This window comes from Streptomyces griseochromogenes, from assembly GCF_001542625.1.
GTDB classification, from domain to species: domain Bacteria; phylum Actinomycetota; class Actinomycetes; order Streptomycetales; family Streptomycetaceae; genus Streptomyces; species Streptomyces griseochromogenes.
The window spans coordinates 7947082-7971607 of record NZ_CP016279.1 but is presented as its reverse complement, the minus strand read 5'-3'; the positions used below and the strand labels follow the sequence as shown (position 1 = coordinate 7971607).

Sequence of the window (24526 nt, the reverse complement as noted above, 5' to 3'; positions counted from 1 at the left end):
GACGATGAGCCAGGCGCAGGACCACGAGCAGGCGGCGGGCGCAGGGGCCGCCGTACCGCAGACCCGCACCGCACGGCACCGCCGGATCGTGGACATCCTCAACCGGCAGCCGGTGCGGTCGCAGAGCCAGCTGGCGAAGCTGCTCGCCGACGACGGGCTGAACGTCACCCAGGCGACGCTGTCCCGGGATCTCGACGAGCTGAACGCGGTGAAGATCCGCAACAACGACGGCGACCTGATCTACGCGGTGCCGAGCGAGGGCGGTTTCCGCACGCCCCGCGCGCCGCTCGGCGAGTCGGCGAAGGAGGAGCGGATGCGGCGCCTGTCCCAGGAGCTGCTGATCTCCGCGGAGGCCTCCGCCAACCTCGTGGTCCTGCGCACCCCGCCGGGTGCCGCCCAGTTCCTCGCCTCGGCCATCGACCAGGCCGAACTGCACGACATCCTGGGGACCATCGCCGGTGACGACACCCTGCTGCTGATCAGCCGGGAGCCGACCGGGGGACAGGCGCTGGCGGACCATCTGCTGCGGCTGGCGCAGAACGGGCACTGACCGCATGCAGGGCCCGGCCCCGCGGCGCAGAATAGGAATGTGATCTTCCGCGGCGGGCGGGCAATCTCCGGGCGGCGGCCGAGCGTATACAGAGGTGTGTCGGGTTTCCGGTCTCCTGTGGACCGCCTCCCGGACGAAGCACTGCTGTCCGGGCTGGCCACCGGTGATCCGGAAGTCGCCGTCACCTTCGTACGGAGATTCCAGCACAAGGTCTTCGGAGTCGCCATGGCCGTCACCGGGGATCCGCAGCTCGCCGAGGACATCGCTCAGCAGACGTTCGAGCGTGCGTGGCGTCATGCGCAGATCTACGACTCGCGCCGAGGTTCGGTCACGACCTGGCTCACCACCATCGCGCACAACCTCGCGATCGACGCCGTCCGCGCGCGGCGGACGGAGCCGATGGCGCCCGAGAACCTCGACGGCCTGCTCGGCGTCGTCACGGAGACCCCCGAGCAGTGGGCGCTGGCCGACGAGGCCTCGTCCCAGCTCCGGGGCGCCCTGGCGCGGCTGCCGCGGGAGCAGGCCCGTGCCCTGGTGATGGCCGGCATCTACGGCATGACCGCCCAGCAGATCGCCGACTGGGAGCACGTCCCGCTGGGCACCGCCAAGACGCGGATCCGGACGGCGATGGCGAAACTGCGGACCACGCTCGCGTCTCCGAACCGAGGCGACCATGTCCAGTGACGTGAACTGCGAGAAGCTGCGCGAGATCGGCGCCGAGCTCGCGCTGGGAGTGCTGCCCGGACGTGAGCGCGCCATGGCGGTCGCGCATCTGGACCGGTGCGCCGACTGCCGGGAGTACGTCGAACAGCTGACCCTGGTCGGCGACCGGCTGATCGGCCTGCTGCCGGAGCGCGAGCCGCCGCCCGGGTTCGAGACCCGGGTGGCCCGCGGGCTCGCCCAGCACGCGGCGCACGAGGCGGGCGCGCACGGCCGCGAGTCCGGCCTCGCGCACCAGGGCCTGCGCGGACGCGCCCGCCGGGCCCGGCTGCGGATCGCGGCGGTCGCCTCCGCGCTCCTGGTCGCCGTCGGGTTCGCCGGCTGGGGGATCGGCACCGTCGTCCAGGAGGTCACGGCCTCGCCCCCGGCCGCCGTGGAGACCGAGCCCGTGCTGGTCGGCGACATGACCGTGCCCGGAGGCGGCCGGCATCCCGTCGGCGAGGTCTACGCCCACCCGGGGGCCGACGGCTGGATCTTCATGTCCGTCGCCCTCTCCCGTCCCGGCACCCTGTTCAACGGCAGGGTCGCCTGCCTGCTCGAACGCTCCGACGGCACGGCCGTCCGTGTCGGCTCCTTCGAGCTGCGCGACGGACGCGGCTCCTGGGGCGGGGCGACCCCCATCGACGCCAAGGCCGTCTCCGGCGCCCGCGTCGAGTCCCCCGACGGCACCGTCCTCGCCAAGGCCCAGTTGCAGACGGGTCAGGTCGTGACCCGGGAGTCGTGACCGGGGAGTCGTGACCCGGCAGGAGGGAATCCGGCGCCCGGCCTCAGACCCGGGAGGAGGCGGGACGCGGCGGGCCGGGCAGCGCCTCCGCCAGGGCGGCGGCCAGTCCGGCGACCGTGGGCCGCGACGACGGGTCGGTCCGCAGGCAGCGGTCGACGGCGGCCGCGAGCGCGGGCGGCAGGCGCCGCCGGGACCCGACGGCCGGGGCGCTGCGCTCCAGCTGCGGATACCGGCCGGCCGGGCCACCGGAACCGCCCTCGCCCGCCCTCTCCCCGTCGCGGGGCTCCCCGTCGCGGGGCTCCTCGTCCCCGGTCCCGCCCCGGTCGAACGGCCGGTCACCGCAGGCCGCCTCGAACAAGGTGATGCCGATGCCCCACACGTCGGCCGCGGCCGTGAGCGGCCCGCCGCGGGCCTGCTCCGGAGCGAGGTAGCAGCGGGTGCCCACTCCCGCGGGCGCGGGCCCGGGCGGCCGCGCCACGCTCAGGTCCAGCACCTTCGCATGACCGCAGTCCACCACCACGTTGGACGGCTTCAGATCCAGGTGCAGCAGGCCCTGACGGTGGAGGTAGTGCACCGCGGAACACAGCTGCGTCCCGAGCAGCGCCACGTCGGCGGCGGCCGGCCGGCGCCGCAACCGGTCCAGGAGGTGGGAGAGCGTCTCACCGGTCAGGGTCTCCAGGACGACGAGCGGCTCGGGCGACTCGACGGTCTCGTAGGCACGGACCAGATGGGGATGGGTGAAGTCGCGCAGCCACCGGCCCTCGCGCAGCAGCCGCTCGCCGAGGCGCCGCTCGCCCCGGCGGTCGGGACGCACCGTCTTGATCGCACAACGGCAGGCGCGTTCCTCGCTCCAGGCGTCGTAGACGTCGAGCCAGCCGGTGCGCGTCAGATGCGCCAGCACCTCGTAGCCCGGGACCGGTCTGCTGCCCGGTGCCAGCGGCGGGGCCGACCGGGCAGCGGAGGCACTCACGACGGCACCGTCCCCGGGGTCGTGGATCCGGCCGTGCCGTGCAGTCGGTGGAGCCGGGCATAGGTCCCGTCGCGGTCGAGCAGATCGCCGTGGGTGCCCTGCTCGACGACCCGGCCGTGATCGAGCACCACGATCCGGGTGGCGTCGCGCACGGTCAGCAGGTTGTGCGAGATGACGACGGTCGTCCGCCCGGCCATGAGCCGGCGCAGCGGGTCCATGATCCGCAGGCCCGACCGGACGTCCAGCCCGGTGGTCGGCTCGTCGAGCAGCAGCACCGGCGCGTCCCTGATCATCGCGCGGGCGATCGCCAGGCGCTGGCCCTGCCCGCCGGACAGGGTCCGGCCGCGCTGGCCGACCAGGGTGTCGTAGCCGTCCGGGAGCGAGGCGATGAACTCGTGCGCGTCCGCGGCGCGCGCCGCCGCCACGATGTCCGCCTCACTCGCCTCCGGCCGGCCGTAGGCGATGTTCTCCCGCACGGTGCCGTGGAAGACGAGCGTCTCCTGCAGCACCACCGCGACGTTCTCCCGTACGTCAGGCAGGCGCAGGGAGCGCAGATCGGCCCCGTCGAGGCGGACCGCTCCCCGGTCGGGGTCGTAGAAGCGCAGCTGGAGTTTGGCCACCGTCGACTTGCCGGCCCCGCTGGCCCCGACCAGCGCCACCGTCTCGCCGGGTGCCACATGGAAGGACACGTCCGACAGCGCCCGGCCGGCGGTGCCGGGATAGCGGAACCAGACGCCGTCGAACTCCACCTCACCCCGCGTCCGGCCGATCCGCCGGGCATGCGGGGCCTCGGCCACCTGTGGCCGCTGGTCCAGCAACTCGATGATCCGCTCGGCCGAGGCGGACGCCGCGTAGAAGGTGGTGCCGAGCCGGGACAGGCCGCGGACCGGGCCGTACATCTCGCCGATCAGCGCGACGAAGACCAGCAGCCCGCCGAGGGTGAGCTGTCCCTGGGCCACCTTCCAGGTGCCGAGACCCATGACCGCGAGGCCGCCGGTCACCTCGATGATCTCGACGACGGGTCCGTAGACGGCACGGATCCGCGCCGAGGCCATCGCGGCCCGGAAGCGGCCGGCGCTCTCCCGCTCGAACCGGCGCTCCTCCCACCCCTGCCGGTTGTACGCCTGCACGAGGGCGACGTTGCCCAGTGACTCCTCGGCGATCGCGCTGATCGAGCCGCTGAGCCGCCTGCGCTCCCGCGACGCCTCCTTGATCAGTCGTGAGAAGTGCCGGCCGGTGCCCCAGAACAGCGGCACGATGGCGAGGGCGAGCAGGGTGAGGTCCCACCGCAGGTAGAACAGCAGGCCGAGGAAGAGGCTCAGCCGGATCACGTAGTAGAGCGCGTCGGCCACGCCGGAGAGCAGGAACGTCTCGACCGCGTCGACATCGCCCGTGACCCGGGAGAGCACGTCCCCGAGCCGCCGGCGTTCGAAGAAGCCGAGTGAGAGCCCCTGGACGTGCCGGAACACATCGGCGCGCAAGGAGAGCAGGAAGCGTTCGCTCACCCAGGTGGACGTCACGTCGTCGGCGAACCCCAGAACGCCGGAGCACAGAACGAGCCCCAGATAGGCCGGGGCGATCCACAGAAACGGCCTGAGGTCCCGCGGGACGAGCACATCGTCCACGACGATCTTGAACAGCCAGATCTCCGTGGCGTCCACGACCGGGCCGGCCACGCTGAAGAAGACGACCGGCGCCAGCCAGCGTCGGGCGCCGCGGGTGTACGGCCAGAACCGCCGGAACACCGCGCTGGGGGCCACAGCGGGCGCGGGCGCGACCACGGCGTCGGAGGTCTCGCCCACCGACAGCAGACGACGCAGGACATGCGCCATGGCATGCGTTCCTCGGGGATCGGCGAAGCGGGCCGGGTCCCCCCGGCCCCGGTCCGCTCAGCCCTCGGGTGTGATCAGTAGCCGCCGTGACCGTGGCCGCCGTGGCCGCCGTGGCCGCCATGGTCACCGTGACCTCCGTGGCCCCCGTGGCCGCCGTGGTCGTGACCGTGGTCGTGGCCGTGGTCATGGTCGTGACCGTGGTCGTGCTCCGACGAGCGGTCACCATGGTCCCGGCGCATGGCGGGCATGAGACTGCTGAAGATGGCCATGCCGTTCCTCCTTCAACTTGCTTCACAGGAGATACGGCTCAGGGTGGAACTTGGATGGCATTTTTGGGCAAAAGGGGGAAAACTCCCACTGCGGCATCGTTTCCCTCAGCCCAGTCGCGCGGCCAGGCCCCCGGTGCACCGCACCTCGTCGCCCGCGGTGATCAGCAGCCCCTCGACGTCCGGCAGCGACTCCAGCCAGTCCAGCCCCGCCCGCGACCCCATCGCGAACGCCGCCGTGGCCCAGCAGTCCACCCAGGTCAGCCGCGGCCCCACCACCGTCACCGCCACCAGGTCCGTCACCGCCGGCCGGCCCGTACGGGGATCCACGATGTGCGCCCCGCGCTCGGCCGTACCCGAGGTGGCCACCGACAGCTCGTCCACCCCGGCCGCCGAGATCACCGCCGCAAGACCGCCCGGGCGCAGCGGATCGGCCACCCCCACCCGCCACGGCCGCTGCGGCTCCGGCGCGCCCAGCATCTGGACGTCACCACCGCCGTTCACGCTGACGCCGCACACCCCCTCCACGGCGGCCAGCTGCAGCGCGGCCCGCTCGGCGGACCAGCCCTTCACGATGCCGGTCGGGTCCAGCGAGCCCCGGTACCGGGTGCTGAACCATCCCCCGCTCGCCCGCTCGGCCTCGGCCGCCAGGTCCAGCACCTCGGCCATCTCGGGAGCGCACCGCTCCACGGTCAGCTCGCCCCGGGCCAGCCGGGACACCTCGCTGTCCTCGCGGTACGTGGAGAAGAGCGCGTCGGCCCGGTGCAGGCCCGCGACCGCCTCCTGAAGGGCCTGCCGTACCGCATCGCGTTCCCCGCCGCGGACGTCGAAGGAGAAGACGGTCCCCATGACCTCCTCCGCATGACGCACCGCGGCGGGAGCCTTCGCCGGCTCGGTCACCGTGTCAGCCACCGGCCTGGTCCAGCGCCGACTGCAGCGACTGCTTGTAGCCGGTGCTGGTGTAGGTGGCCCCGGAGACCGCGTCGATGTTCGCGTTCCCGGCCGCCACCGCCTCCTGGTTGAGCTTGGGCACGGAGAGGGCGGTCTTCTGGTCGCTGAGGCCGCCCTTGGGCGCCTGCACCGCGTCCGCCTTGGTGATCTTCCCGTCGCTGACCGTGATCCGGACCTGGACCGTGCCGTACTGGGTCTGGACGGCCTTGCCGGTGACGGTACGGGCCTGGGCCGACCCGGACGAGGAACCGGCGCCCGAGGACGAACCGGAACCGGAGGACGAACCGCCGGACGCGGCCGACGACGCCTTCACCTTGTCCAGCGCCGACTGCAGCGACTTCTTGTACCCCGTGCTCGTGTACGTCGCCCCGGAGACCGCGTCGATCTGCGCACTCTGCGCCGTGACGGCCTCCTGGTTGAGCTTGGGCACGGAGAGGGCGGTCTTCTGGTCGCTGAGGCCGCCCTTGGGCGCCTGCACCGCCTCCGCCTTGGTGATCTTCCCGTTCGCGACGGTCAGCCGTACCTGTACGGTCCCGTACTGGGTCTGGGCCGCGTCACCGGTCACCGTCCCGGCGGACTGCCCACCGCCCTGCTGACCGCCCTGCGGCGACTCCTGCCCCGCCGCGGTCTGCTGCGGGGCCGCGCCCGCCGCCGAGGCCGCGGCCGGATCCGACGCGGGCTTCAGCGACAGCAGCAGCACGACACCGGACACGGTGGCGGCGGTGGCCAGCACGACGCGCCGAATGGGGTGGCTCTTCCTCATCGCTTCGCAGCTCCCGCTCACATCTCGAACGACTCGTGGTGGATACGCCGCGCGGGGACTCCCGCGTCGCGCAGTGCCTCGAACACCGACTGCGCGAACCCGGGCGGGCCGCACATGAACACATCGTGGCGATCGATGTCCGGGATCTTCCGCTGGAGGTTCTCCGCGGAGATGTCCGGACGCTCGCCCTCGGGGCTGTTGACCGCGTACATCAGCCGGGCGCCCCGCTCCTTGGCGATCGCGGCCAGCTCGTCCCACAGCGCCAGGTCCTGGGTGGTGTTGGCCCGGTACAGCAGGGTGATGTCACCGGCCGCCCCGGGCAGCGTCTCGAACAGCGCCCGCATCGGCGTGATGCCGACCCCGCCCGCGACCAGCAGCACCTTCCCCGCGCTGCGCCGCTGCGCGGTCAGCGCGCCGTACGGGCCCTCCGCCCACACCCGGGTGCCGGGCGTCAGCTCGCGCAGCCGCTCGCTGTGGTCGCCGATCGCCTTCACCGTGATCCGCAGCATGTCGGGGCGGGGCGCCGCCGACAGCGAGTACGGGTGCGAGCTGAACCGCATTCCCGGGGCGAGGAACCGCCAGCGGAAGAACTGCCCCGCCTCCGCGCCCATCCGGTGCAGCTTCCGCCCGCCGATCAGCACCGACACGATGCCCGGCGTCTCCTCGATCACCGCTTCCACCCGCATGCGGTGACGGAGGTTCAGCCGGATCGGGGTGAGGATCCGGTACCAGAGCACCAGCGCGGTGACCGACCCGTACAGCACGTACCAGAAGGTCTTGGCGGTGGGCTCGACCGCGAAGTCGTTGCCGGTGGTGATCTGGTGCCAGAACGTCAGGAACACCGCCGCGTACGTGAGCAGGTGGACGTGGTACCAGGTGTCGTACGGCAGCCGGCGGCGGACCGGGCCGATCGACGTCAGGCCGATGAGCAGGAACAGGGCCATGCCGATGGCGGCCTTGCCCATGTCCGGCAGCTGGTTGATGGAGTCGATGGTCTGCTGCACGATGTCGCCGAGCGACTTGCCGGCCTGCAGCGCGTACCCCCACATGGTGAGGAAGACGTGCGCCAGGACCAGACAGAGCGTGTAACGGCCGCTCATCGCGTGCCAGCGAGCCACCCGGTCGGAGCCGACGCGGCGTTCCAGCGCCGGTACGCGCGCCATCTGGAGCACGACCAGCGCCATCAGGTAGCCGGCCAGCAGACCGGTGATCCGGCCCGCGTTGAGGATCTTGCCGTTGTCGTCGGCGATGGACGGGGTGTTGTGCCACCAGAGCCACAGCACGGCCACCGCGCCCGCCCAGACCGCGAGCAGCAGCGGTACGGCCGGGGAGCGGCGCGGGCGGATGCGGCGCATCGTCTGGCGGCGGGCGGCACGTCCGCCTGCGAGCGTGGTGGTCACGGTTCCTCCGTGGGGACTTGACCCTTGGCCCAGAGATACGTGGCGCATGCGCTGAGTGTTCAGAGGCCCGCGGAGTCCAGCGCGGACTGCAGCGACCGGCGGTAGCCGCCACTGGTGTACGTGGCTCCGGAGACCGTGTCGATCCGCGCGCTCTGGGCGGCCAGCGCCTCGCTCCGCAGCTGGGGGAGGGCGTAGCCGCTGATCTCCTGGTCGCGCGGGTTGTCCTGCGGGTAGCTGAGCGCGGTGACGTCGGTGAGCCTTCCGCCCTCGATCGTGACCCGCACCCGGACCGGTCCCCACCGCGTCTGGACGGTGTCGCCGGTGACGGTCCTCGTGCCGGTGCCCGGTGCCGTGCTCGAACCGCTCGACGGCGCGTGCGACTCGGCGCTCGCCGCCACCACGGAATTCGTGTGCGGCTTCAGCGACAGCAGCAGCACCATCCCCGAGACGGTGGCGGCACTCGCCAGCACGATGCGGCGGAGGGGACGATTCTTCTTCAACGCGTGCACAGAAAGCCTCACAGCTCGAACGACTCGTGGTGGATACGACGGTCCGGCACCCCGGCCGCCCGCAGCGCCCCGTACACGTCCTGGGCGAAGCCGTGCGGGCCGCAGAGGTACACGTCGTGGCCCGCGAGCCCCGGGAACGTCGCGCGCAGCGACTGTGCCGTGATGCCCGGCCGCTCCCCGCGCGGCCCGTCGAGCGCGTACAGCACCCGCGCGCCCCGCCATCCGGCGATCGCCTCCAGCTCGCCGCCCAGCGCCAGGTGCTCCGCGCCGCGCGCCCGGTAGAGCAGGGTGACCTCGCCGGGCAGCGTCTCGAACAGCGCGCGCAGCGGGGTGATGCCGACGCCGGCCGCGATCAGCAGGGACCGGTGGCCGCCGGCCCGGTCGGCGGTCAGGGAGCCGTACGGTCCCTCCGCCCACACCCGGGTGCCCGGCCGCAGCAGCGCGACGGCCGCGCTGTGGTCGCCGAGCGCCTTGACGGTGATCCGCAGCAGGTCCGGGCGCGGCGGCGCCGACAGGGAGTACGGCGTCGACGTCCAGCCCATGCCCTCGCCGAGGAACCGCCAGCGCAAGAACTGCCCCGGCCGCGCGCCCAGTTCGTCCAGGCGCAGCCCGCGTACGACGACCGAGTACACGCCCGGCGCCTCCGGGTGCACCGACTCCACACGCAGCCGGTGCCGCAGGTTCAGCCGGACCGGCACGAGGATCCGGAACCACACCACCAGGGCGGCCACGCCCAGGTACAGCGCGTACCACACGGCGGTGGCCGCCGGATCGCCGCTGAACTGGTCGCCGAGGGCCACCTGGTGCCCGAAGGCCAGGAAGACGGCCGCGTACGTGAAGAGGTGGACGTAGTACCAGAACTCGTAGCTGGTCCGGCGGCGCACGGCCCGCGCCGAGGTGACACCGACCGCGAGCAGGAGCAGCGTGCCGGCGGTCGCCTTGAGCATCTCCGGGTAGTCCAGGACGACGGTGACCGCCTCGTGCCACGGCGAGACCCGGTCCTGGGCGGCGTACCCGGCCAGGATCAGCACGATGTGCGCGAGCAGCAGGCAGACCGTGTACCGGCCGGCCATCGCGTGCCAGCGCGCCACCCGGTCCGATCCGATCCGCGCCTCCAGCAGCGGCACCCGCGCCATCAGGCCGACCAGCACCGCGCAGGCGTACCCGCACAGCAGTCCGGCGATGCGCCCGGCCCCGGTCAGCCAGCCCGCCGCGGCGACCACGGACCCCGTGTCCGCCCACCAGAGCGCGACCACGGCCGCCGCCCCCGCCCACAGCACTGCGAGCACCAGGCCGGCGGGGGAGCGCCGTGCGGGCCGAGGCGGGGCCGCCGGGCTCGAGTCCACGGTGGTCATGAATGGCCGTCCCTTCGTCTGCCGTACCCGGCCACTGTGCGTGCCGAAGCTCTCAGGGACCTTTGAGCGGCCGCCCCGCCCGGCCGACTCAGAGGAAACTCAGAGGTGCCCGGGCGGCCCGCCACCCGCGGCACGAGCGATGCTGGTAGATGCGATGAACACCACCCGCTCCGGCCGCCCCGCCGTCACCCGCCCCGACGGCACTCCGCTGCGCGTCCTCGTCGTGGACGACGACCCCGACCTCGCGGAGGTGCTCACCGGCGCCCTGCGCTACGAGGGCTGGGAGGTGCGCGCGGCCGGCGACGGCGCCTCCGCGCTCTCGGCCGCGCGTGAGCTGCTGCCCGACGCCGTCGTCCTGGACGTGATGCTCCCGGACACCGACGGCTTCGCGGTGCTGCGCCGGCTGCACGAGGTGAAGCCGGACGTGTGTGTGCTCTTCCTCACGGCCCGTGACGCGGTCGAGGACCGCATCGCCGGCATCACGGCGGGCGGCGACGACTATGTCACCAAGCCCTTCAGCCTGGAGGAGGTCGTCGCCCGGCTGCGCGGACTGCTGCGTCGCGCGGGCATGGCCCGGCAGCAGGAGGAGGGGCCGCGGCTGACCGTGGGCGACCTGGTCATGGACGAGGAGGCCCGCGAGGTGACCCGGGCCGGCGAGCTGATCGAACTCTCACCGACCGAGTTCGAACTCCTCCGCTTCCTCATGCGCAACCCGCGCCGCGTCCTCAGCAAGGCCCAGATCCTCGACCGGGTCTGGTCCTACGACTTCGGCGGCCGGGCCCATGTGGTCGAGCTGTACATCTCCTACCTGCGCAAGAAGGTGGACGCGGGCCGCGAACCCATGATCCACACGGTGCGCGGCGCGGGCTACGTCCTGAAGCCGGTGTCCAGGTGAGTCCCGTACGACGCCTGCCCCGGCCCCGCACGCTGCGCGCCCGCCTCACCTTCGGCCTGGTGGTCCTGCTCGCGGTGAGCTGCGCGGCCGTGGGACTCGCCGCGGTCGTCGAACTGAACGGCTTCCTCACCCAGCGCCTCGACGAACAGCTCGTCCAGGTCGGCACCCGGTTCCCGGAGAGCCTGGAGCACAACGGGTCGGTGCCCGACGATCACGACGGCGACGAACACGGCGACACCCGCCGCCTGGCCACCGGCACCTTCGGCGCCCGCCTGCTGAACGGCGCCGTCACCAACAAGGGCCTCATCCGCTCCGGCGACCCGTCCGCGGAGCTGAACGTCGACCTGTCCGCCGCGGACCGCAAGCGGCTGGCCGGTGTGCGGGCCGACGGCAGGCCCCACACCATCGGCCTCTCCGCCCTGGACGACTACCGGGTCGTCGCCTCCCCGGGCCGGGACGGGGACGTCCTGATCGTCGGCCTCCCGCTGGAGCCCGTGCAGGCGACCGTCCGCCGCCTCGAACTGGTGGCCGCCGTCGTCTTCGGCCTGGCCCTGGTGGTGACCGGCGTGGCGGGGGCCTTCTGGGTCCGCTGGTCGCTACGGCCGCTCAGCAGGGTCGCGGCCACCGCCACCCGGGTCAGCGAGCTCCCCCTGGCCAGCGGCGAGGTGGCCCTGCCGCCCCGCGCCCCGGAACCCGACGCCCGCAGCGAGGTCGGCCGGGTGGCGGCGGCCTTCAACCGCATGCTGGGCCATGTCGAGGACGCCCTGACCAAGCGCCACGCCAGTGAGGAGCGGCTGCGCCGCTTCGCCGCCGACGCCAGCCACGAGCTGCGCACCCCGGTCGCCTCGGTCCGCGGACACGCGGAACTGGCCCTGCTCCACCCCGGCCCGGTGCCGCCGGAGGTGAACCGCGCCCTGGAGCGCATCGCCGCCGAGTCCTCCCGCATGGGCGAGATGGTCGACGACCTGCTCCTGCTGGCCCGGCTCGACGCGGGCCGCCCGCTGGAGAGCCGGCCGGTCGACCTGACGCACCTGGTCCTGGACGCGGTCACCGACGCCCGTGCCGCGGGCCCCGAGCACGGCTGGACCCTCGACCTGCCCGAGGACCCGGTGACGGTCCCGGGCGACGCCCACCGCCTCCAACAGGTGTTGGCCAACCTGTTGGCGAACGCGCGTTTGCACACGCCCGTCGGCACCAAGGTGACGGTGACCCTGGCGACCGAGGACGGTTCGGCCCGCCTTTTGGTCCACGACGACGGTCCCGGCATCCCCGAGGACGTCCAGCCGGGCGCCTTCGAACGCTTCACCCGGGCGGAACACCGCCGCCGGGCGGACGCCTCCGGCGGCGGTGCCGGGCTGGGGCTGTCGATCGTGGCGGGCGTGGTGGAGGCGCACGGGGGGAGCGTGGGCCTGCGGAGCGAGCCCGGGTCGACGACGTTCACGGTCCGGCTGCCGGCCGCCCGGTAGCCGCCGGGACGGTCGTCACCGTTCCGGACGGTTCCAGCCGGAAGAACTCCGCGTACAACGCGAGCCGCTCCCGCACCCACTCCTCGTCCGCGTCGACGGCATGCGCCGCGAACCGTATGTGCGCCGCGCCCACCGGCCCCCGGGGCGGAGACGCGGTGCTCGGCATTGAGGGCGACGAGGTCCCGGGCGTCCGGGATCCCGGAGGGGAGGCGGGTCACTTCGGAGGGGGTGAGTTCGGGGATGAGAGCGCCCAGTTCCCGCAAGGGTGCGAGGAGTTGGTACGCGGACAGTGCGCTCACCCGCTGGGACAGGGCGTAGGCCGCGAGATCCTCGGCCGTAAGGGCCTTCCACCGCGGGGGGTCGGTCCACTCCTCTTCGATGTCGTCTTGTGCCCGGTCGAGAAGGGCGCTGCCCTCGGCCCGGCCCGGACTTCGGCCGCGTGGGCCGGCTTCTTCCGGTCCGCCCGCAGCCGTTGTACATACGACAGGTCTCGGAGACCCAATCCGCACGACGCAACCCGCCTCGCAGGACCCGTCGTAGCGCCGGCGGAACGCCAGGCGGAGGCGATCCGTCCACCGTCCCAGCTCGTTCTCGGCGTCGGAGAGCGCCGGCTCCCACCTGGCGGCCACCGAGCCGCGAGACCGTCAGTAGCGCGTCGTCGCCGTCGCTCCGCTCGCCGTTCCGATCGCGATGTGCGGCTTGGCCGCCGGGTCGGCCCACGCGAGGACGGCGCGCATCGCGTCCTCCGGTACCGACACACAACCGGCCGTGGCCGCCTTCCCGTTGACGTGCAGGAAGATCCCGGCTCCGTGCCCGTGCACCGGCCGTTCGTAGTTGAACCCGATGACGAGCCCGTACGCATACTGATCCGTGTAGGAGAACATCTGCTCGGACTCGGTGGCACGGCAGTCGGCGGGCAGCGGGTCCACCCACCGGTTGTACGCCGAGGAGTTGTTGTCCTCGCACCACCAGGAACTCTCTTTCACCGTCCGGTACTCGACGCGCGTCCCGCTGGGCGCCGCCTTGATCCCGAACCCGAACGGAAGGTCGTACAGCCCGGTCGGCGTCGTGTTCGTCCCCTGCTTGCGCGTACCCCCCTCCACCAGCCCGTTCGCCCCGAACCGCGCCGGTGCGGAGCCGGCCTCGACCCACTGCCCGTCCCGCAGGTCCCACCAGGTGAGAGTCCCCGACGTCGCGTCGGTGGCCGGGGCCTCGGCGGTGATCAGCTGGGTACCGCCCCCGGTGTCCGCCATCCGCGCGGGCAACGGGTCGGGCTCGCGACCGGGCGCGGCACCGAGCAGGCAGACGGACGCGGACACGAGGGCGAGGGCGACAACGGGGCGCATGACTCAGAAGCTAGAGGGCGGCAGCGGCAACGGCAGCCCGGGTAGTCCATCCAGGCTCGCCGCGACATGCTCCTTCTTCGTGAAGTACGTGCTCAGCGAGGTGTCGTCCTCGCGCGCGAAGCGCTTGCCGTGCAGGTCGCGGTCCTCCTCGTAGGCCATGTAGGGGACCGCGTAGCCGCAGGTGTCCCGCACCAGTTCGGTGTGGACCACGATGATCGCGCGCAGGCCGTGCGGGCTCGGGTCGATGTCCGGGAAGTGGGAGAGCAGCTCCCTGAAGCGCGGGTCGTCCCGGAAGACCGGCTCGCCCCGGCCGTGCACCCGCACGATGTTCGGCGGCCCCTGGAAGGCGCACCACATGAGGGTGATCCGCCCGTTCTCCCGCAGGTGCGCGATGGTCTCGGCGTTGGACCCGGCGAAGTCGAGGTACGCCACGGTGAGTTCGTCGAGCACGGCGAAGGAGCCCTTGAGGCCCTTGGGGGAGAGGTTGACCGTACCGTCGCCGGAGAGCGGCGCGGTCGCGGTGAAGAAGAGGGGCTGCTCCTCGATGAACGTCCGGAGCCTGCCGTCTATGCGCTCATAGATCTTTCCCATGTCTAACGATTATCGACGAAAGCCGTTCGCCCGTCTAAGGAAATGTCGGACCTGTAGGTCTGGACCCGACACCGCGGAATCTCCGTCCCGACCGGAGGGCGATTGACGAATCATGCAGAGTTCTGCATACTCATGCATGTCAGTGAACGCAGCGTGAGGAGAAACCCGTGACCGAGCGCGTCGTACTCGCCTACTCGGGCGGTCTGGACACCTCCGTCGCCATCGGCTGGATCGCCGAGGAGACGGGCGCCGAGGTCATCGCCGTCGCGGTGGACGTAGGCCAGGGCGGAGAGGACCTGGACGTCATCCGCAAGCGCGCCCTCGCCTGCGGTGCCGTCGAGGCCGAGGTCGCGGACGCCAGGGACGAGTTCGCCGACGAGTACTGCCTCCCGGCGATCAAGGCGAACGCCCTCTACATGGACCGCTACCCGCTGGTCTCCGCCCTCTCCCGGCCGACGATCGTGAAGCACCTGGTCGCCGCCGCCCAGAAGCACGGCGCCACCACGGTCGCCCACGGCTGCACCGGCAAGGGCAACGACCAGGTCCGCTTCGAGGCCGGCATCGTCGCCCTCGCCCCCGACCTGAAGTGCATCGCGCCGGTCCGCGACTACGCGATGACCCGCGACAGGGCAATCGCCTTCTGCGAGGAGAAGCGGCTCCCGATCGCCACCACCAAGAAGTCCCCGTACTCCATCGACCAGAACGTCTTCGGGCGCGCGGTCGAGACGGGCTTCCTGGAGGACATCTGGAACGCCCCGATCGAGGACATCTACGAATACACGCAGAACCCGGCCGTGACCCGCGAGGCCGACGAGGTGATCATCACCTTCGAGGAGGGCGTCCCGGTCGCGGTCGACGGCAAGCCCGTCACCGTCCTGCAAGCCATCCAGCAGCTCAACGAGCGTGCCGGCGCCCAGGGCATCGGCCGGATCGACATGGTCGAGGACCGCCTCGTCGGCATCAAGTCCCGCGAGGTGTACGAGGCCCCGGGCGCGATCGCGCTCATCACGGCCCACCAGGAGCTGGAGAGCGTCACCGTCGAGCGCGAGCTGGCCCGCTACAAGCGGCAGGTCGAGCAGCGCTGGGGCGAGCTGGTCTACGACGGCCAGTGGTTCTCCCCGCTCAAGCGCGCCCTGGACGGCTTCATCGACGAGGCCAACCGGCATGTGAGCGGCGACGTCCGGATGACCCTGCACGGCGGCCGCGCGGTCGTCACCGGCCGGCGCTCCGAGTCGTCCCTGTACGACTTCAACCTCGCCACCTACGACACCGGCGACACCTTCGACCAGGCGGCGGCCAAGGGCTTCATCGACATCTACAGCCTGTCGTCGAAGATCGCGGCCAAGCGGGATCTGGCCTGACCCCGTACGGGTTCACCTCATCCGCATCAGCCTGACAGCCGACTCCCCGCCTGGAAGGGTGGGGAGTCGGTCGTCCACAGCCATCTTCCGAGGAGCAACGCAAGTGAGCAGCAACAGCGGTGACGTACGGCTCTGGGGCGGCCGTTTCGCCGACGGTCCCGCCGAGGCCCTGGCGAAGCTGTCCGCGTCCGTCCACTTCGACTGGCGGCTCGCGCCCTACGACATCGCCGGTTCGCGTGCCCACGCGCGCGTGCTGCACAAGGCGGGCCTGCTCACCGAGGACGAACTGACGCGCATGATCGCCGGGCTCGACCGGCTGGAGGCGGACGTCGCCGACGGCTCCTTCGTCGGCACCATCGCCGACGAGGACGTCCACACGGCCCTGGAGCGTGGCCTCCTGGAGCGCCTCGGCCCGGACCTCGGCGGCAAGCTGCGCGCCGGCCGGTCGAGGAACGACCAGGTCGCGACCCTCTTCCGCATGTATCTGCGCGACCACGCCCGTACCATCGGCGGCCTGATCGCCGAGCTCCAGGACGCGCTGATCGGCCTCGCCGAGGCCCACCCGGACGTGGCGATGCCCGGCCGCACCCACCTGCAGCACGCCCAGCCGGTGCTCTTCGCCCACCACGTTCTGGCCCACGTCCAGTCGCTGTCCCGGGACGCCGAGCGGCTGCGCCAGTGGGACGAGCGGACGGCGGTGTCGCCGTACGGCTCGGGCGCCCTCGCGGGCTCCTCCCTGGGCCTGGACCCGGAGGCGGTCGCCAAGGACCTCGGCTTCGAGCACGGCAGCGTCGGCAACTCCATCGACGGCACGGCCTCCCGCGACTTCGTCGCCGAGTTCGCCTTCATCACCGCGATGATCGGGGTCAACCTCTCCCGGGTCTCCGAGGAGATCATCATCTGGAACACGAAGGAGTTCTCCTTCGTGACCCTGCACGACGCGTTCTCCACGGGCTCGTCGATCATGCCGCAGAAGAAGAACCCGGACATCGCGGAGCTGGCCCGGGGCAAGTCCGGCCGCCTGATCGGCAACCTCACCGGGCTCATGGCGACCCTCAAGGCCCTGCCCCTCGCCTACAACCGCGACCTCCAGGAGGACAAGGAGCCGGTCTTCGACTCCTGCGACCAGCTGGAGGTGCTGCTCCCGGCCTTCACCGGCATGATCGCCACCCTCACCGTCAACCGCGAGCGCATGGAGGAACTGGCCCCGGCCGGCTTCTCGCTCGCCACCGACATCGCCGAGTGGCTGGTCAAGCAGGGCGTGCCGTTCCGGGTGGCGCACGAGGTCGCCGGCGAGTGCGTGAAGATCGCCGAGGGCGAGGGCAAGGAACTGGACGAGCTCACGGACGAGCAGTTCGCGAAGATCTCGGCCCATCTCACTCCGGAGGTGCGTACGGTCCTCAACGTGCCCGGCGCCCTCGCCTCCCGCAACGGGCGCGGCGGTACGGCACCCAGCGCGGTCGCCGTACAGCTCGCCGAGGTCAAGGCGGACGTGGCACGGCAGCACGAGTGGGCGGACGCCAAGAAGCACGGCTGAGGGCGGCGCCCCGTAAGGGGCGCGGGAAACTGCGCGGGCAGCCACGAGGCATCCGCCCTCGCAGGCACACCGCACGCCCCGGGATCTCCTGCGGGAGCGAAGGGCATCGCGGGGTTACGTTGGTCGAAAGCCCCATCGGAGCCGACCGAACGGAGCCCCCGATGCCCTTCGCCCGTCTCGCGCACGCCACGACGCCGACCTGCCACATCGGCCTCGGCCTGGCTGCCGTCGGCCGCCCCGGCTACATCAACCTCGGCCGCGACGAGGACCTGGGAGAGAACCGCAGCGTCGACGCGCTCCGAAGCCGTACCCACGAACTCCTCGACGCCGCCTACGCCCAGGGCGTACGCTACTTCGACGTCGCCCGCTCCTACGGCCGCTCCGAGGAGTTCCTCGCCGACTGGCTGAACGCGCGCCCGGACATCGACGACGTGGTCGTCGGCAGCAAATGGGGCTACACCTACACGGCCGGCTGGTCCACCGACGCCGAACAGCACGAGGTGAAGGACCACGGCCTGGCGACCTACGAGCGCCAGCGCGCCGAGACCGACGCGCTGCTCGGCGACCGGCTGGACCTCTACCAGATCCATTCGGTGACCCCGGACAGCCCGGCTCTCACCGACAAGGACCTGCACGCCGAGCTCGCCGAGGCCGCCGCCGGGGGACTCAGCATCGGCTTCTCCACGAGCGGCCCCGCCCAGGCCGACGCGATCCGCGCCGCCCTCCAGGTGACCGTCGACGGCGCACCCCTCTTCCGTACCGTCCAGTCGACGTACAACGCCCTGGAGACCTCGGCCGCCCCCGCCCTCGCCGAGGCCCATGACGCCGGGCTCACCGTGATCGTCAAGGAGGGCATGGCCAACGGCCGGCTGGCCGCGCCGCACGCCCCGGACGTCCTGAAGGCCATCGCCGACGAGGCGGGCCTCGGCTGCGACGCCGTCGCCCTCGCCCTGATCCTGCGTCAGCCCTGGGCGGGCGTCGTTCTCTCCGGTGCCGCGACCGTCACCCAGCTCGCCTCCAACCTCCACGCGGCCGTCGTGGATCTGGACGTGGACCAGCTGACCCGCCTCGCCACCCTGGTCGAGGAGCCGCGCGCCTACTGGGAGCGGCGCGGACAGCTGCCCTGGCACTGACGGGCACCCCCACTGACCAGCAGAGATGAGTCACTCGTGCCCATGATGAGACAGAGATGTCTCACATGGGCTATCCTTGTCTCATGGCCTTGGATCGTGACCACGTGCTGCGCAGCGCAGCCGCCCTGCTGACCCGCAAGTCCACGGCGACCATGGACGAGGTCGCCAGGGCCGCCGGGATCAGCCGGGCCACGCTGCACCGCCACTTCGCCGGACGTGACGCGCTCGTACGGGCGCTGGAGGCGCTCGGCATCGCGGAGTGCGAGGCGGCTCTGGACACGGCCCGCCTGGACGAGGGCCCGGCGGGCGAGGCCGTACGCCGCCTGGTCCGGGCGATCGAACCCTCGGCCGCCCTGCTCGCCTTCCTCTACACCGAGAACCAGCTGTTCGAGGGCGAGCAGCAGAACCAGGGCTGGGCTCGCATCGACGAACGCCTGACGGCTCTGTTCCGGCGCGGCCAGGAGAGCGGCGAGTTCCGCATCGACCTCACCCCGGCCTGGCTCACCGAGGCGCTGTACGGCCTGCTGGCCTCCGGCGCCTGGGCGGTGGCGGAGGGCCGGGTGGCCTCGAAGGACTTCACCTACATGATCGTCGAGCTGCTGCTCGGCGGCGCACGGCGCACAGACGCACCACGGAGAGAGGAATCATGACCAGCACCCTGCAGCCGGCTCGTGCGGCGGAGGTGGAGAAGCGCCCGGGCCGCTGGCTCGCGCTCTCCGTCCTCGTCCTGGCCGTGCTGCTGGTGGCCGTCGACGCCACCGTCCTCGGCCTGGCAACCCCCTACATCAGCGAAGACCTCGACCCCTCCGGCACCCAGCTGCTCTGGATCGGTGACGTCTACTCCTTCGTCATCGCCGGTCTGCTGGTCTCCATGGGCAGCCTCGGCGACCGCATCGGCCGCAAGCGGATCCTCCTCGGCGGCGCCACGGCGTTCGGCGCGATATCCGTTCTGAACGCCTACGCGACGACGCCCGAACTGATGATCCTGGCGCGGGCGCTGCTCGGTGTCGCGGGCGCCACCCTGATGCCCGCCACCCTCGCCCTGATCCGCAACATCTTCCACGACCCGCGCGAGCGCAGCCTCGCGGTCGGCATCTGGGGCGCCACGGCCTCCGCCGGTACGGCCGTCGGCCCGATCACGGGCGGCTTCCTGCTCGAACACTTCTGGTGGGGCTCGGTCTTCCTCATCAACCTGCCGGTGATGGCGGTCCTGGTTCTCGTCGGCATCCGCACGCTGCCCGAGTCCCGCAACCCGAACCCCGGCCCCTGGGACCTGATCAGCGTCGTCCTGTCCCTCATCGGCATGATCGCCCTCGTGTACGCGGTCAAGGAGGCCGCCACCCACGGCTTCACCTGGCCCACGCTCGCCACGGCCCTGCTGGGCGCGACGGCCCTCTACGGCTTCGTGCGCCGCCAGCTCACCATGCCGGCCCCGCTGCTGGACATGCGCCTGTTCAGGCGCCGTGGCTTCAGCGGGGCGGTCCTCGCCGACCTGCTGACCGTGCTGGGCATGTCCGGCCTGGTGTTCTTCCTCTCCCAGTACCTGCAACTCGTCCAGGGCAGGCGCCCGTTCGAGGCGGGCCTGGCCGAACTGCCCGCCGCCGTCGGCGCGGTGGCGGCCGGTCTGGTCGCGGGCCGCGCGGCCCGCCGTTTCTCGGTACGTGCCGTGGTCTCGGGCGGTCTGGCGGCCGTGGGCATCGCACTCGCCGTCCTCACGACCGTGGGCCGCTCGACGGGTTACCCGGTCCTGGGCGCCGCGCTGCTGGTCGTCGGCATCGGCGCCGGCCTCTCCTTCACGGTGACGGCCGACGTGATCCTCTCCAGCGTGCCCAAGGACGAGGCGGGCGCGGCATCGGCCGTCTCGGAGACGGCGTACGAACTCGGCGCGGCCCTCGGCATCGCCCTGCTGGGGTCGATCGTGACGGGTGTCTACCGCGACTTCCCCGGCCCGGCCGGAACCCCGGCAGGGGCCCATGAGTCACTGGGGGCGGCGGTGGAGGCGTCGGCGAGTTTGCCCCCGCACACGGCTCAGGCCCTGCTCGACGCGGCCCGGGGCTCCTTCGTCCACGGCCTGCAACTGGCCTCCGGCGCGGGAGCGGCGGTCCTGCTGACAACGGCGCTGGTGGCCTGGTTCCTGCTGAAGGGCCAGAAACTGGAGAGCGCCGGGTGAGGTGAGTCACCCAGGGGTGCGGGGCGTATCGATATGCGGCTCCGCCGCGTGGGCGCGATCAGCCCTCACGCACCCGCACCCGGAAACCCGCCGAACCGCCGGCGGCACTAGGCAGCCTTGGCCTTCGTCGCGTACATGTCCACGTACTCCTGTCCGGACAGCCGCATCACCTCGGCCATCACGGAATCGGTCACAGCCCGCAGCACATACCGATCCCGGTCCATGCCCTCGTACCGCGAGAACTCCATGGCCTCGCCGAACCGAACGGTCACGCGGCCGGGACGGGGGATCCCCGCCCCGCCCGGCTGGAGCTTGTCCGTGCCGATCATCGCGAAGGGGACCACGGGCGCGCCCGTCATCAGCGTGAGGCGCGCGATACCGGTGCGGCCGCGGTAGAGGCGGCCGTCGGGAGACCGGGTGCCCTCCGGGTAGATGCCGAAGATCTTGCCTTCTTCGAGGATGCGGCGGCCGGTCATCAGCGCGGCCACACCGCCGCGACCGCCGTCGCGGTCCACCGGGATCATGCCGACGCCCGTGAAGAACCAGGCCATGAGCCGGCCCTTGAGGCTCTTGCCGGTGACGTACTCGTCCTTGCCGATGAAGAAGACCTGACGGTCGCAGACCAGGGGCAGGATCATCGAGTCGATGAAGGTCAGGTGATTGCCGGCCAGGATGACCGGTCCCTCCCCGGGGATGTGCTCCACGCCCTCCACCTGTGGGCGGAACATCAGGCGCATGATCGGTCCGAGCACTGCCTTGATGAGCGCGAAGCGGGACAACGGGTCCTCCGATGTCGAGGGAAGCGATATGTGTATGTGCAGGTGAGGACATTACTCGCGGCTCCGGTGCGTGCGCACATCGGGTGCGGCCGGTTCACCGAGGTCTTACACACTGTTGACATTGCTTTACCTGCGGTGACGTGCCGGAGCCGGTCCGTGACGGCCGGCGGCGGTGTGACGGACATCGCGCGGGGCCCTCGTGGTCCGGCTGCCCGCCCCGCTCCCTCCCATGCCGACGGATCGTCACCTCCCGCCCCGCATCAGCCATACGGCGTCACCCGCGTGTTCGAGCCAGGGTCTCTCCTCCGTCATGTGCACCCCTCTAAGATCGACGCGCATCGAAAGGGCAGACGGCAGGAGAGCGCTGATGGAAAGCGACCAGGTGAACGGGCAGACGCAGGGAACGGGACGGCGGGCGCTCCTCGGCGCCGCGGTCCTCGGCGCGGGCGGAGCGGTCCTCGGACTGCCCGGCGCCGCCAGAGCCGCCGAGCCCCGCACCGCCGCGCACGGCGGGCGCGGGCTGAAGAGCCTGCCCAAGCCGACGATCATCGGCCACCGGGGCTCCAGCGGCTACCGTCCCGAGCACACCTTCGGCTCGTACAACCTGGCCCTCGACCTCGGCGCCGACGTCGTCGAGGCGGGCGACCTGGTGCCCACCAGGGACGGCCACCTCGTCTGCCGCCACGAGCCGGAGATCGGCGGCACCACGGACGTCGCCTCGCACCCCGAGTTCGCCGGCCGCAAGACCACCAAGGTCCTGGACGGCGTCCCCACCACCGGCTGGTTCACCGAGGACTTCACCCTCGCCGAGCTGAAGACGCTGCGCGCCGTCGAGCGCATCCCGGCCAACCGGCCGCACAACACCCTCTACAACGGGCGCTGGGAGATCCCCACGTTCGAAGAGGTCCTCAAGTGGCAGGACGAGCAGACCCGCAAGCGCGGCCGGCAGGTCTGGATCTACCCCGAGACCAAGCACCCCACCTACTTCCGCAAGCTGGGCCTCGGCCTGGAGGAGCGGGTGGCCAAGCTGCTGCGCAAGTACGGCAAGGACGAGCGGAACTCGCCGGTCATCCTGCAGTCCTTCGAGCCGAGCAGCATCCAGAAGCTGAACCAGCTGATCGACAACCCGCTGGTGGTCCTGCTCTCCACGGCGGACAGCCGCCCCTACGACTTCGTCGAGGCGGGCGACCCGCGCACGGTCGCCGACCTGATCACGCCGAAGGGCCTCAGGGAGATGGCCGGCTACGCGAACGGCATCGGCCCGACGCTGGACCTCGTCATACCGAAGAACGCCGACGGCACCCTGGCCGAGCCGACCACGCTCGTCGCCGACGCGCACAAGGTGGGCCTGATCCTGCACCCCTACACCATGCGCAACGAGAACCCCTTCCTCCCGGCCGAGTACCGCAAGGGCACCGCGGCGGACGCCTACGGCGACGTCTTCGGCGCCTTCAAGACGTACTTCGCGACCGGCATCGACGGCGTCTTCACCGACAACGCCGACACCGGCGTGCTCGCCCGCGCCGACTTCCTGGCCGGCTGAGCCCGCCCGCCCGTCAACGGCGGGGCCGTACGGCACCCCGTTCGGGCTGACTCGACGCCGCCCCGGAAACCCGCCGCCGGGGCGGCGCGTCGTTCCGCATATGACGTACGACCTGGTGGCCGACCTGCACCCGCTGCTCACCGCCGAGGCCTCCGCCGAGGCATATGCCTCCGGAGGGGAGCCGGGCGACCTGGAACAGGCCGTCTGGCTCCGCCTCCTGGAGCGGATGGCGTCCGAGGGGCCGCCGCCGGATCCGCAGGGCTGGCTGCGCAAGGCCGTCCGCGCGGAGGCCCGCCGCAGCCGCCGCACCGCTCGCCTGGAACGCCCCTACGGCACCGAGCCGGCCGATGTCATCCGCCCCGGCCCCGAGCAGCTCGCCCTCACCGCCGCTCGCCATCGCGCCCTGCGCGAGGCGGTCCGGCGCCTGCCCGGCCGATGCCCCCGCCTCATGGAGGCGCTGCTCTCTCCGAAAGACCTGACATACCGGGAGATCGCGGGGGAGTTGGGTATCTCACAGGGCAGTCTCGGACCGGAACGTTCCAGATGTCTTGGATGTCTGCGGCGTTTGCTCACACCGGAGGTTGCGGCTCGCGAAGCGCGGGGATAGGAGTGGGGAACAACAGGCGATCAGGTGAGCGGGAGGCATGCGCACATGGGCATGAGCGTGACCATCTCGGTGGCGACCGAGCAGGACGCGGAGCAGATCTTCAAGCTCCAGTACCTGTGCTTCCAGAGCGAGGCGGCGCTGTACGGCAATTACCGCATCGACCCGCTCGTCCAAACCCTCGACTCGGTGCGCGAGGAGGTCGGTTCGGACTGTGTCTTCGTGGCCCGCCTCGGGGAGGAGGTGGTCGGCTCGGTGCGCGGCAAGGTGACCGAGGACGGAGCGGCCGCCATCGGCAGGCTCTGCGTCCACCCGCGCCTGCAGGGCCACGGCATCGGCGCGCGGCTGCTGCGCGCGGCCGAAGCGGCGTTGGCCGAGGAGCGGGGAGCCACCAAGTTCCGCCTCTTCACCGGCCACCGCAGCGAGGGCAACCTCCGCCTGTACCGCCGCGTCGGCTACCAGACGGTGGGCAGGTCCAAGGGCGCCGACGGCGTGGAGATGATCGTCCTGGAGAAGCAGGCGGGGGCGTTCGTTCAAACGGCGTGAGGGAAGCGCCCTGAAGGGGCGCGGGGCAGCGCCCGTATGCGGCTTCGCCGTGTGGGCGCGAGCAACCACGCCACCCCCGCGCCCGCGGGCGTGCCTCAGGCGACCCGCCCGGTGGCCGTCTTCCGCAACCAGTACATCGCGGAAAGCGGCAGCAGAACCGGAATGAAGATGTAGCCCATGCCGTAGTCCGACCACACGGTTGCGTCGGGGAACGCCGAGGGTTCCACGAGGGTCCACGTGCCGACGACCAGCACTCCCACCAGTTCGGCCGCGCAGCAGACTCGTGCCGCCCTGCGGGCGGTCTCCCCGCCCCGGATCAACGTGTACGTGATGAACCCGTACACCACACCGGCCACGGCCGACAGCGCATAGGCCAGCGGCGCCCGCTGGAAGTCCGTGGCGATCTGGTACGCGGAACGCGACACCGCGCCCACCACCATCACGCCGTAGAACCAGACGAGCAGCATCCCCGGCCCGCTGATCAACCGGGTCGGCTTCTCCTCCACCGCCGTCAT

At 71.8% G+C, this 24526-nt stretch carries 26 protein-coding genes; 13 read left to right on the top strand and 13 right to left on the bottom strand.

Annotated features, from left to right (window positions below):
- Positions 1–4 precede the first annotated feature (4 nt).
- The 3 genes from AVL59_RS34450 (at position 5) to AVL59_RS34440 (ending at position 1994) form a co-directional block, all read left to right on the top strand.
- Entirely contained in the window at positions 5–550 is a 546-nt protein-coding gene (locus AVL59_RS34450) for an arginine repressor (RefSeq protein ID WP_067312593.1), read from the top strand.
- A gap of 96 nt (positions 551–646) precedes the next feature.
- Positions 647–1234 (top strand): RNA polymerase sigma factor, encoded by a 588-nt coding sequence (locus AVL59_RS34445; protein WP_067312591.1) that lies wholly within the window; start codon positions 647–649, stop codon positions 1232–1234.
- Positions 1224–1994 carry a hypothetical protein gene (locus tag AVL59_RS34440; RefSeq protein WP_067312590.1) on the top strand — a complete coding sequence of 257 codons (771 nt, stop codon included), beginning with the start codon at positions 1224–1226 and terminating at the stop codon, positions 1992–1994. The genes AVL59_RS34445 and AVL59_RS34440 overlap by 11 nt, the downstream gene beginning before the upstream one ends.
- A gap of 43 nt (positions 1995–2037) precedes the next feature.
- Here the strand turns inward: AVL59_RS34440 and AVL59_RS34435 are convergent, their stop codons facing one another.
- From AVL59_RS34435 to AVL59_RS34400, 8 genes are all read right to left on the bottom strand, one after another.
- Entirely contained in the window at positions 2038–2964 is a 927-nt protein-coding gene (locus tag AVL59_RS34435) for a serine/threonine-protein kinase (RefSeq protein ID WP_079147151.1), read from the bottom strand.
- The gene (locus AVL59_RS34430; protein ID WP_067312588.1) at positions 2961–4796 is read right to left on the bottom strand and encodes an ABC transporter ATP-binding protein; all 1836 of its coding nucleotides are present in this window, start codon (positions 4794–4796) and stop codon (positions 2961–2963) included. The genes AVL59_RS34435 and AVL59_RS34430 overlap by 4 nt, the downstream gene beginning before the upstream one ends.
- Before the next feature lie 74 nt (positions 4797–4870).
- Positions 4871–5065 carry a hypothetical protein gene (locus tag AVL59_RS34425; RefSeq protein WP_067312586.1) on the bottom strand — a complete coding sequence of 65 codons (195 nt, stop codon included), beginning with the start codon at positions 5063–5065 and terminating at the stop codon, positions 4871–4873.
- Positions 5066–5170: 105 nt separating this feature from the next.
- Positions 5171–5974, bottom strand: coding sequence for an FAD:protein FMN transferase (locus AVL59_RS34420; RefSeq protein ID WP_237281763.1), 804 nt, complete (start codon positions 5972–5974; stop codon positions 5171–5173).
- On the bottom strand, positions 5967–6776 hold the full coding sequence (locus AVL59_RS34415; protein ID WP_208870490.1) for an FMN-binding protein: 810 nt from the start codon (positions 6774–6776) through the stop codon (positions 5967–5969). Before AVL59_RS34415 ends, AVL59_RS34420 begins: the two co-directional genes overlap by 8 nt.
- 17 nt (positions 6777–6793) lie before the next feature.
- A complete protein-coding gene (locus AVL59_RS34410; RefSeq protein WP_067312584.1) occupies positions 6794–8176 on the bottom strand; it encodes a ferredoxin reductase family protein in 1383 nt (460 codons plus the stop codon).
- Positions 8177–8235: 59 nt separating this feature from the next.
- Positions 8236–8685 carry an FMN-binding protein gene (locus AVL59_RS34405; protein ID WP_067312582.1) on the bottom strand — a complete coding sequence of 150 codons (450 nt, stop codon included), beginning with the start codon at positions 8683–8685 and terminating at the stop codon, positions 8236–8238.
- Positions 8686–8693: 8 nt separating this feature from the next.
- A complete protein-coding gene (locus AVL59_RS34400) occupies positions 8694–10040 on the bottom strand; it encodes a ferredoxin reductase family protein (RefSeq protein ID WP_067312581.1) in 1347 nt (448 codons plus the stop codon).
- Between the two features lie 154 nt (positions 10041–10194).
- Between AVL59_RS34400 and AVL59_RS34395 the strand changes: the two genes are divergently transcribed.
- Together AVL59_RS34395 and AVL59_RS34390 are read left to right on the top strand one after the other, a co-directional pair.
- On the top strand, positions 10195–10935 hold the full coding sequence (locus tag AVL59_RS34395; protein ID WP_067312579.1) for a response regulator transcription factor: 741 nt from the start codon (positions 10195–10197) through the stop codon (positions 10933–10935).
- The gene (locus tag AVL59_RS34390; RefSeq protein WP_067312577.1) at positions 10932–12401 is read left to right on the top strand and encodes a sensor histidine kinase; all 1470 of its coding nucleotides are present in this window, start codon (positions 10932–10934) and stop codon (positions 12399–12401) included. Before AVL59_RS34395 ends, AVL59_RS34390 begins: the two co-directional genes overlap by 4 nt.
- On the opposite strand, the gene AVL59_RS52780 is transcribed toward AVL59_RS34390, so the two are convergent.
- The 3 genes from AVL59_RS52780 to AVL59_RS34380 all read right to left on the bottom strand — a co-directional run bounded on the left by AVL59_RS52780 (position 12373) and on the right by AVL59_RS34380 (position 14338).
- Complete coding sequence (locus AVL59_RS52780) at positions 12373–12567, bottom strand: wHTH domain-containing protein (protein WP_159400176.1); 195 nt, start codon at positions 12565–12567, stop codon at positions 12373–12375. The genes AVL59_RS34390 and AVL59_RS52780 overlap by 29 nt on opposite strands.
- A 478-nt stretch (positions 12568–13045) precedes the next feature.
- Complete coding sequence (locus AVL59_RS34385; protein ID WP_067312575.1) at positions 13046–13747, bottom strand: L,D-transpeptidase family protein; 702 nt, start codon at positions 13745–13747, stop codon at positions 13046–13048.
- A gap of 3 nt (positions 13748–13750) precedes the next feature.
- Positions 13751–14338, bottom strand: coding sequence for a pyridoxamine 5'-phosphate oxidase family protein (locus AVL59_RS34380; protein WP_067312573.1), 588 nt, complete (start codon positions 14336–14338; stop codon positions 13751–13753).
- Positions 14339–14505: 167 nt separating this feature from the next.
- Between AVL59_RS34380 and AVL59_RS34375 the strand changes: the two genes are divergently transcribed.
- The 5 genes from AVL59_RS34375 (at position 14506) to AVL59_RS34355 (ending at position 20539) form a co-directional block, all read left to right on the top strand.
- Positions 14506–15699, top strand: a complete 1194-nt coding sequence (locus tag AVL59_RS34375) for an argininosuccinate synthase (RefSeq protein WP_067312571.1) — start codon at positions 14506–14508, stop codon at positions 15697–15699.
- A 103-nt stretch (positions 15700–15802) separates the two neighbouring features.
- Positions 15803–17236 carry an argininosuccinate lyase gene (gene argH / locus AVL59_RS34370; protein ID WP_067312569.1) on the top strand — a complete coding sequence of 478 codons (1434 nt, stop codon included), beginning with the start codon at positions 15803–15805 and terminating at the stop codon, positions 17234–17236.
- Between the two features lie 161 nt (positions 17237–17397).
- Entirely contained in the window at positions 17398–18369 is a 972-nt protein-coding gene (locus AVL59_RS34365) for an aldo/keto reductase (protein WP_067312567.1), read from the top strand.
- Positions 18370–18452: 83 nt separating this feature from the next.
- Entirely contained in the window at positions 18453–19019 is a 567-nt protein-coding gene (locus tag AVL59_RS34360) for a TetR/AcrR family transcriptional regulator (RefSeq protein ID WP_208870489.1), read from the top strand.
- The gene (locus AVL59_RS34355) at positions 19016–20539 is read left to right on the top strand and encodes an MFS transporter (protein WP_067312564.1); all 1524 of its coding nucleotides are present in this window, start codon (positions 19016–19018) and stop codon (positions 20537–20539) included. Before AVL59_RS34360 ends, AVL59_RS34355 begins: the two co-directional genes overlap by 4 nt.
- Positions 20540–20646: 107 nt before the next feature.
- On the opposite strand, the gene AVL59_RS34350 is transcribed toward AVL59_RS34355, so the two are convergent.
- The gene (locus tag AVL59_RS34350) at positions 20647–21318 is read right to left on the bottom strand and encodes a lysophospholipid acyltransferase family protein (protein WP_067312562.1); all 672 of its coding nucleotides are present in this window, start codon (positions 21316–21318) and stop codon (positions 20647–20649) included.
- A gap of 367 nt (positions 21319–21685) precedes the next feature.
- Between AVL59_RS34350 and AVL59_RS34345 the strand changes: the two genes are divergently transcribed.
- The 3 genes from AVL59_RS34345 (at position 21686) to AVL59_RS34335 (ending at position 24011) form a co-directional block, all read left to right on the top strand.
- Positions 21686–22861, top strand: a complete 1176-nt coding sequence (locus AVL59_RS34345) for a glycerophosphodiester phosphodiesterase (RefSeq protein ID WP_067312560.1) — start codon at positions 21686–21688, stop codon at positions 22859–22861.
- 100 nt (positions 22862–22961) lie between these two features.
- On the top strand, positions 22962–23468 hold the full coding sequence (locus AVL59_RS34340; RefSeq protein ID WP_067312558.1) for an RNA polymerase sigma factor: 507 nt from the start codon (positions 22962–22964) through the stop codon (positions 23466–23468).
- A 45-nt stretch (positions 23469–23513) separates the two neighbouring features.
- Complete coding sequence (locus AVL59_RS34335) at positions 23514–24011, top strand: GNAT family N-acetyltransferase (protein WP_067312556.1); 498 nt, start codon at positions 23514–23516, stop codon at positions 24009–24011.
- 95 nt (positions 24012–24106) lie between these two features.
- Here the strand turns inward: AVL59_RS34335 and AVL59_RS34330 are convergent, their stop codons facing one another.
- Complete coding sequence (locus tag AVL59_RS34330) at positions 24107–24526, bottom strand: hypothetical protein (protein ID WP_067312554.1); 420 nt, start codon at positions 24524–24526, stop codon at positions 24107–24109.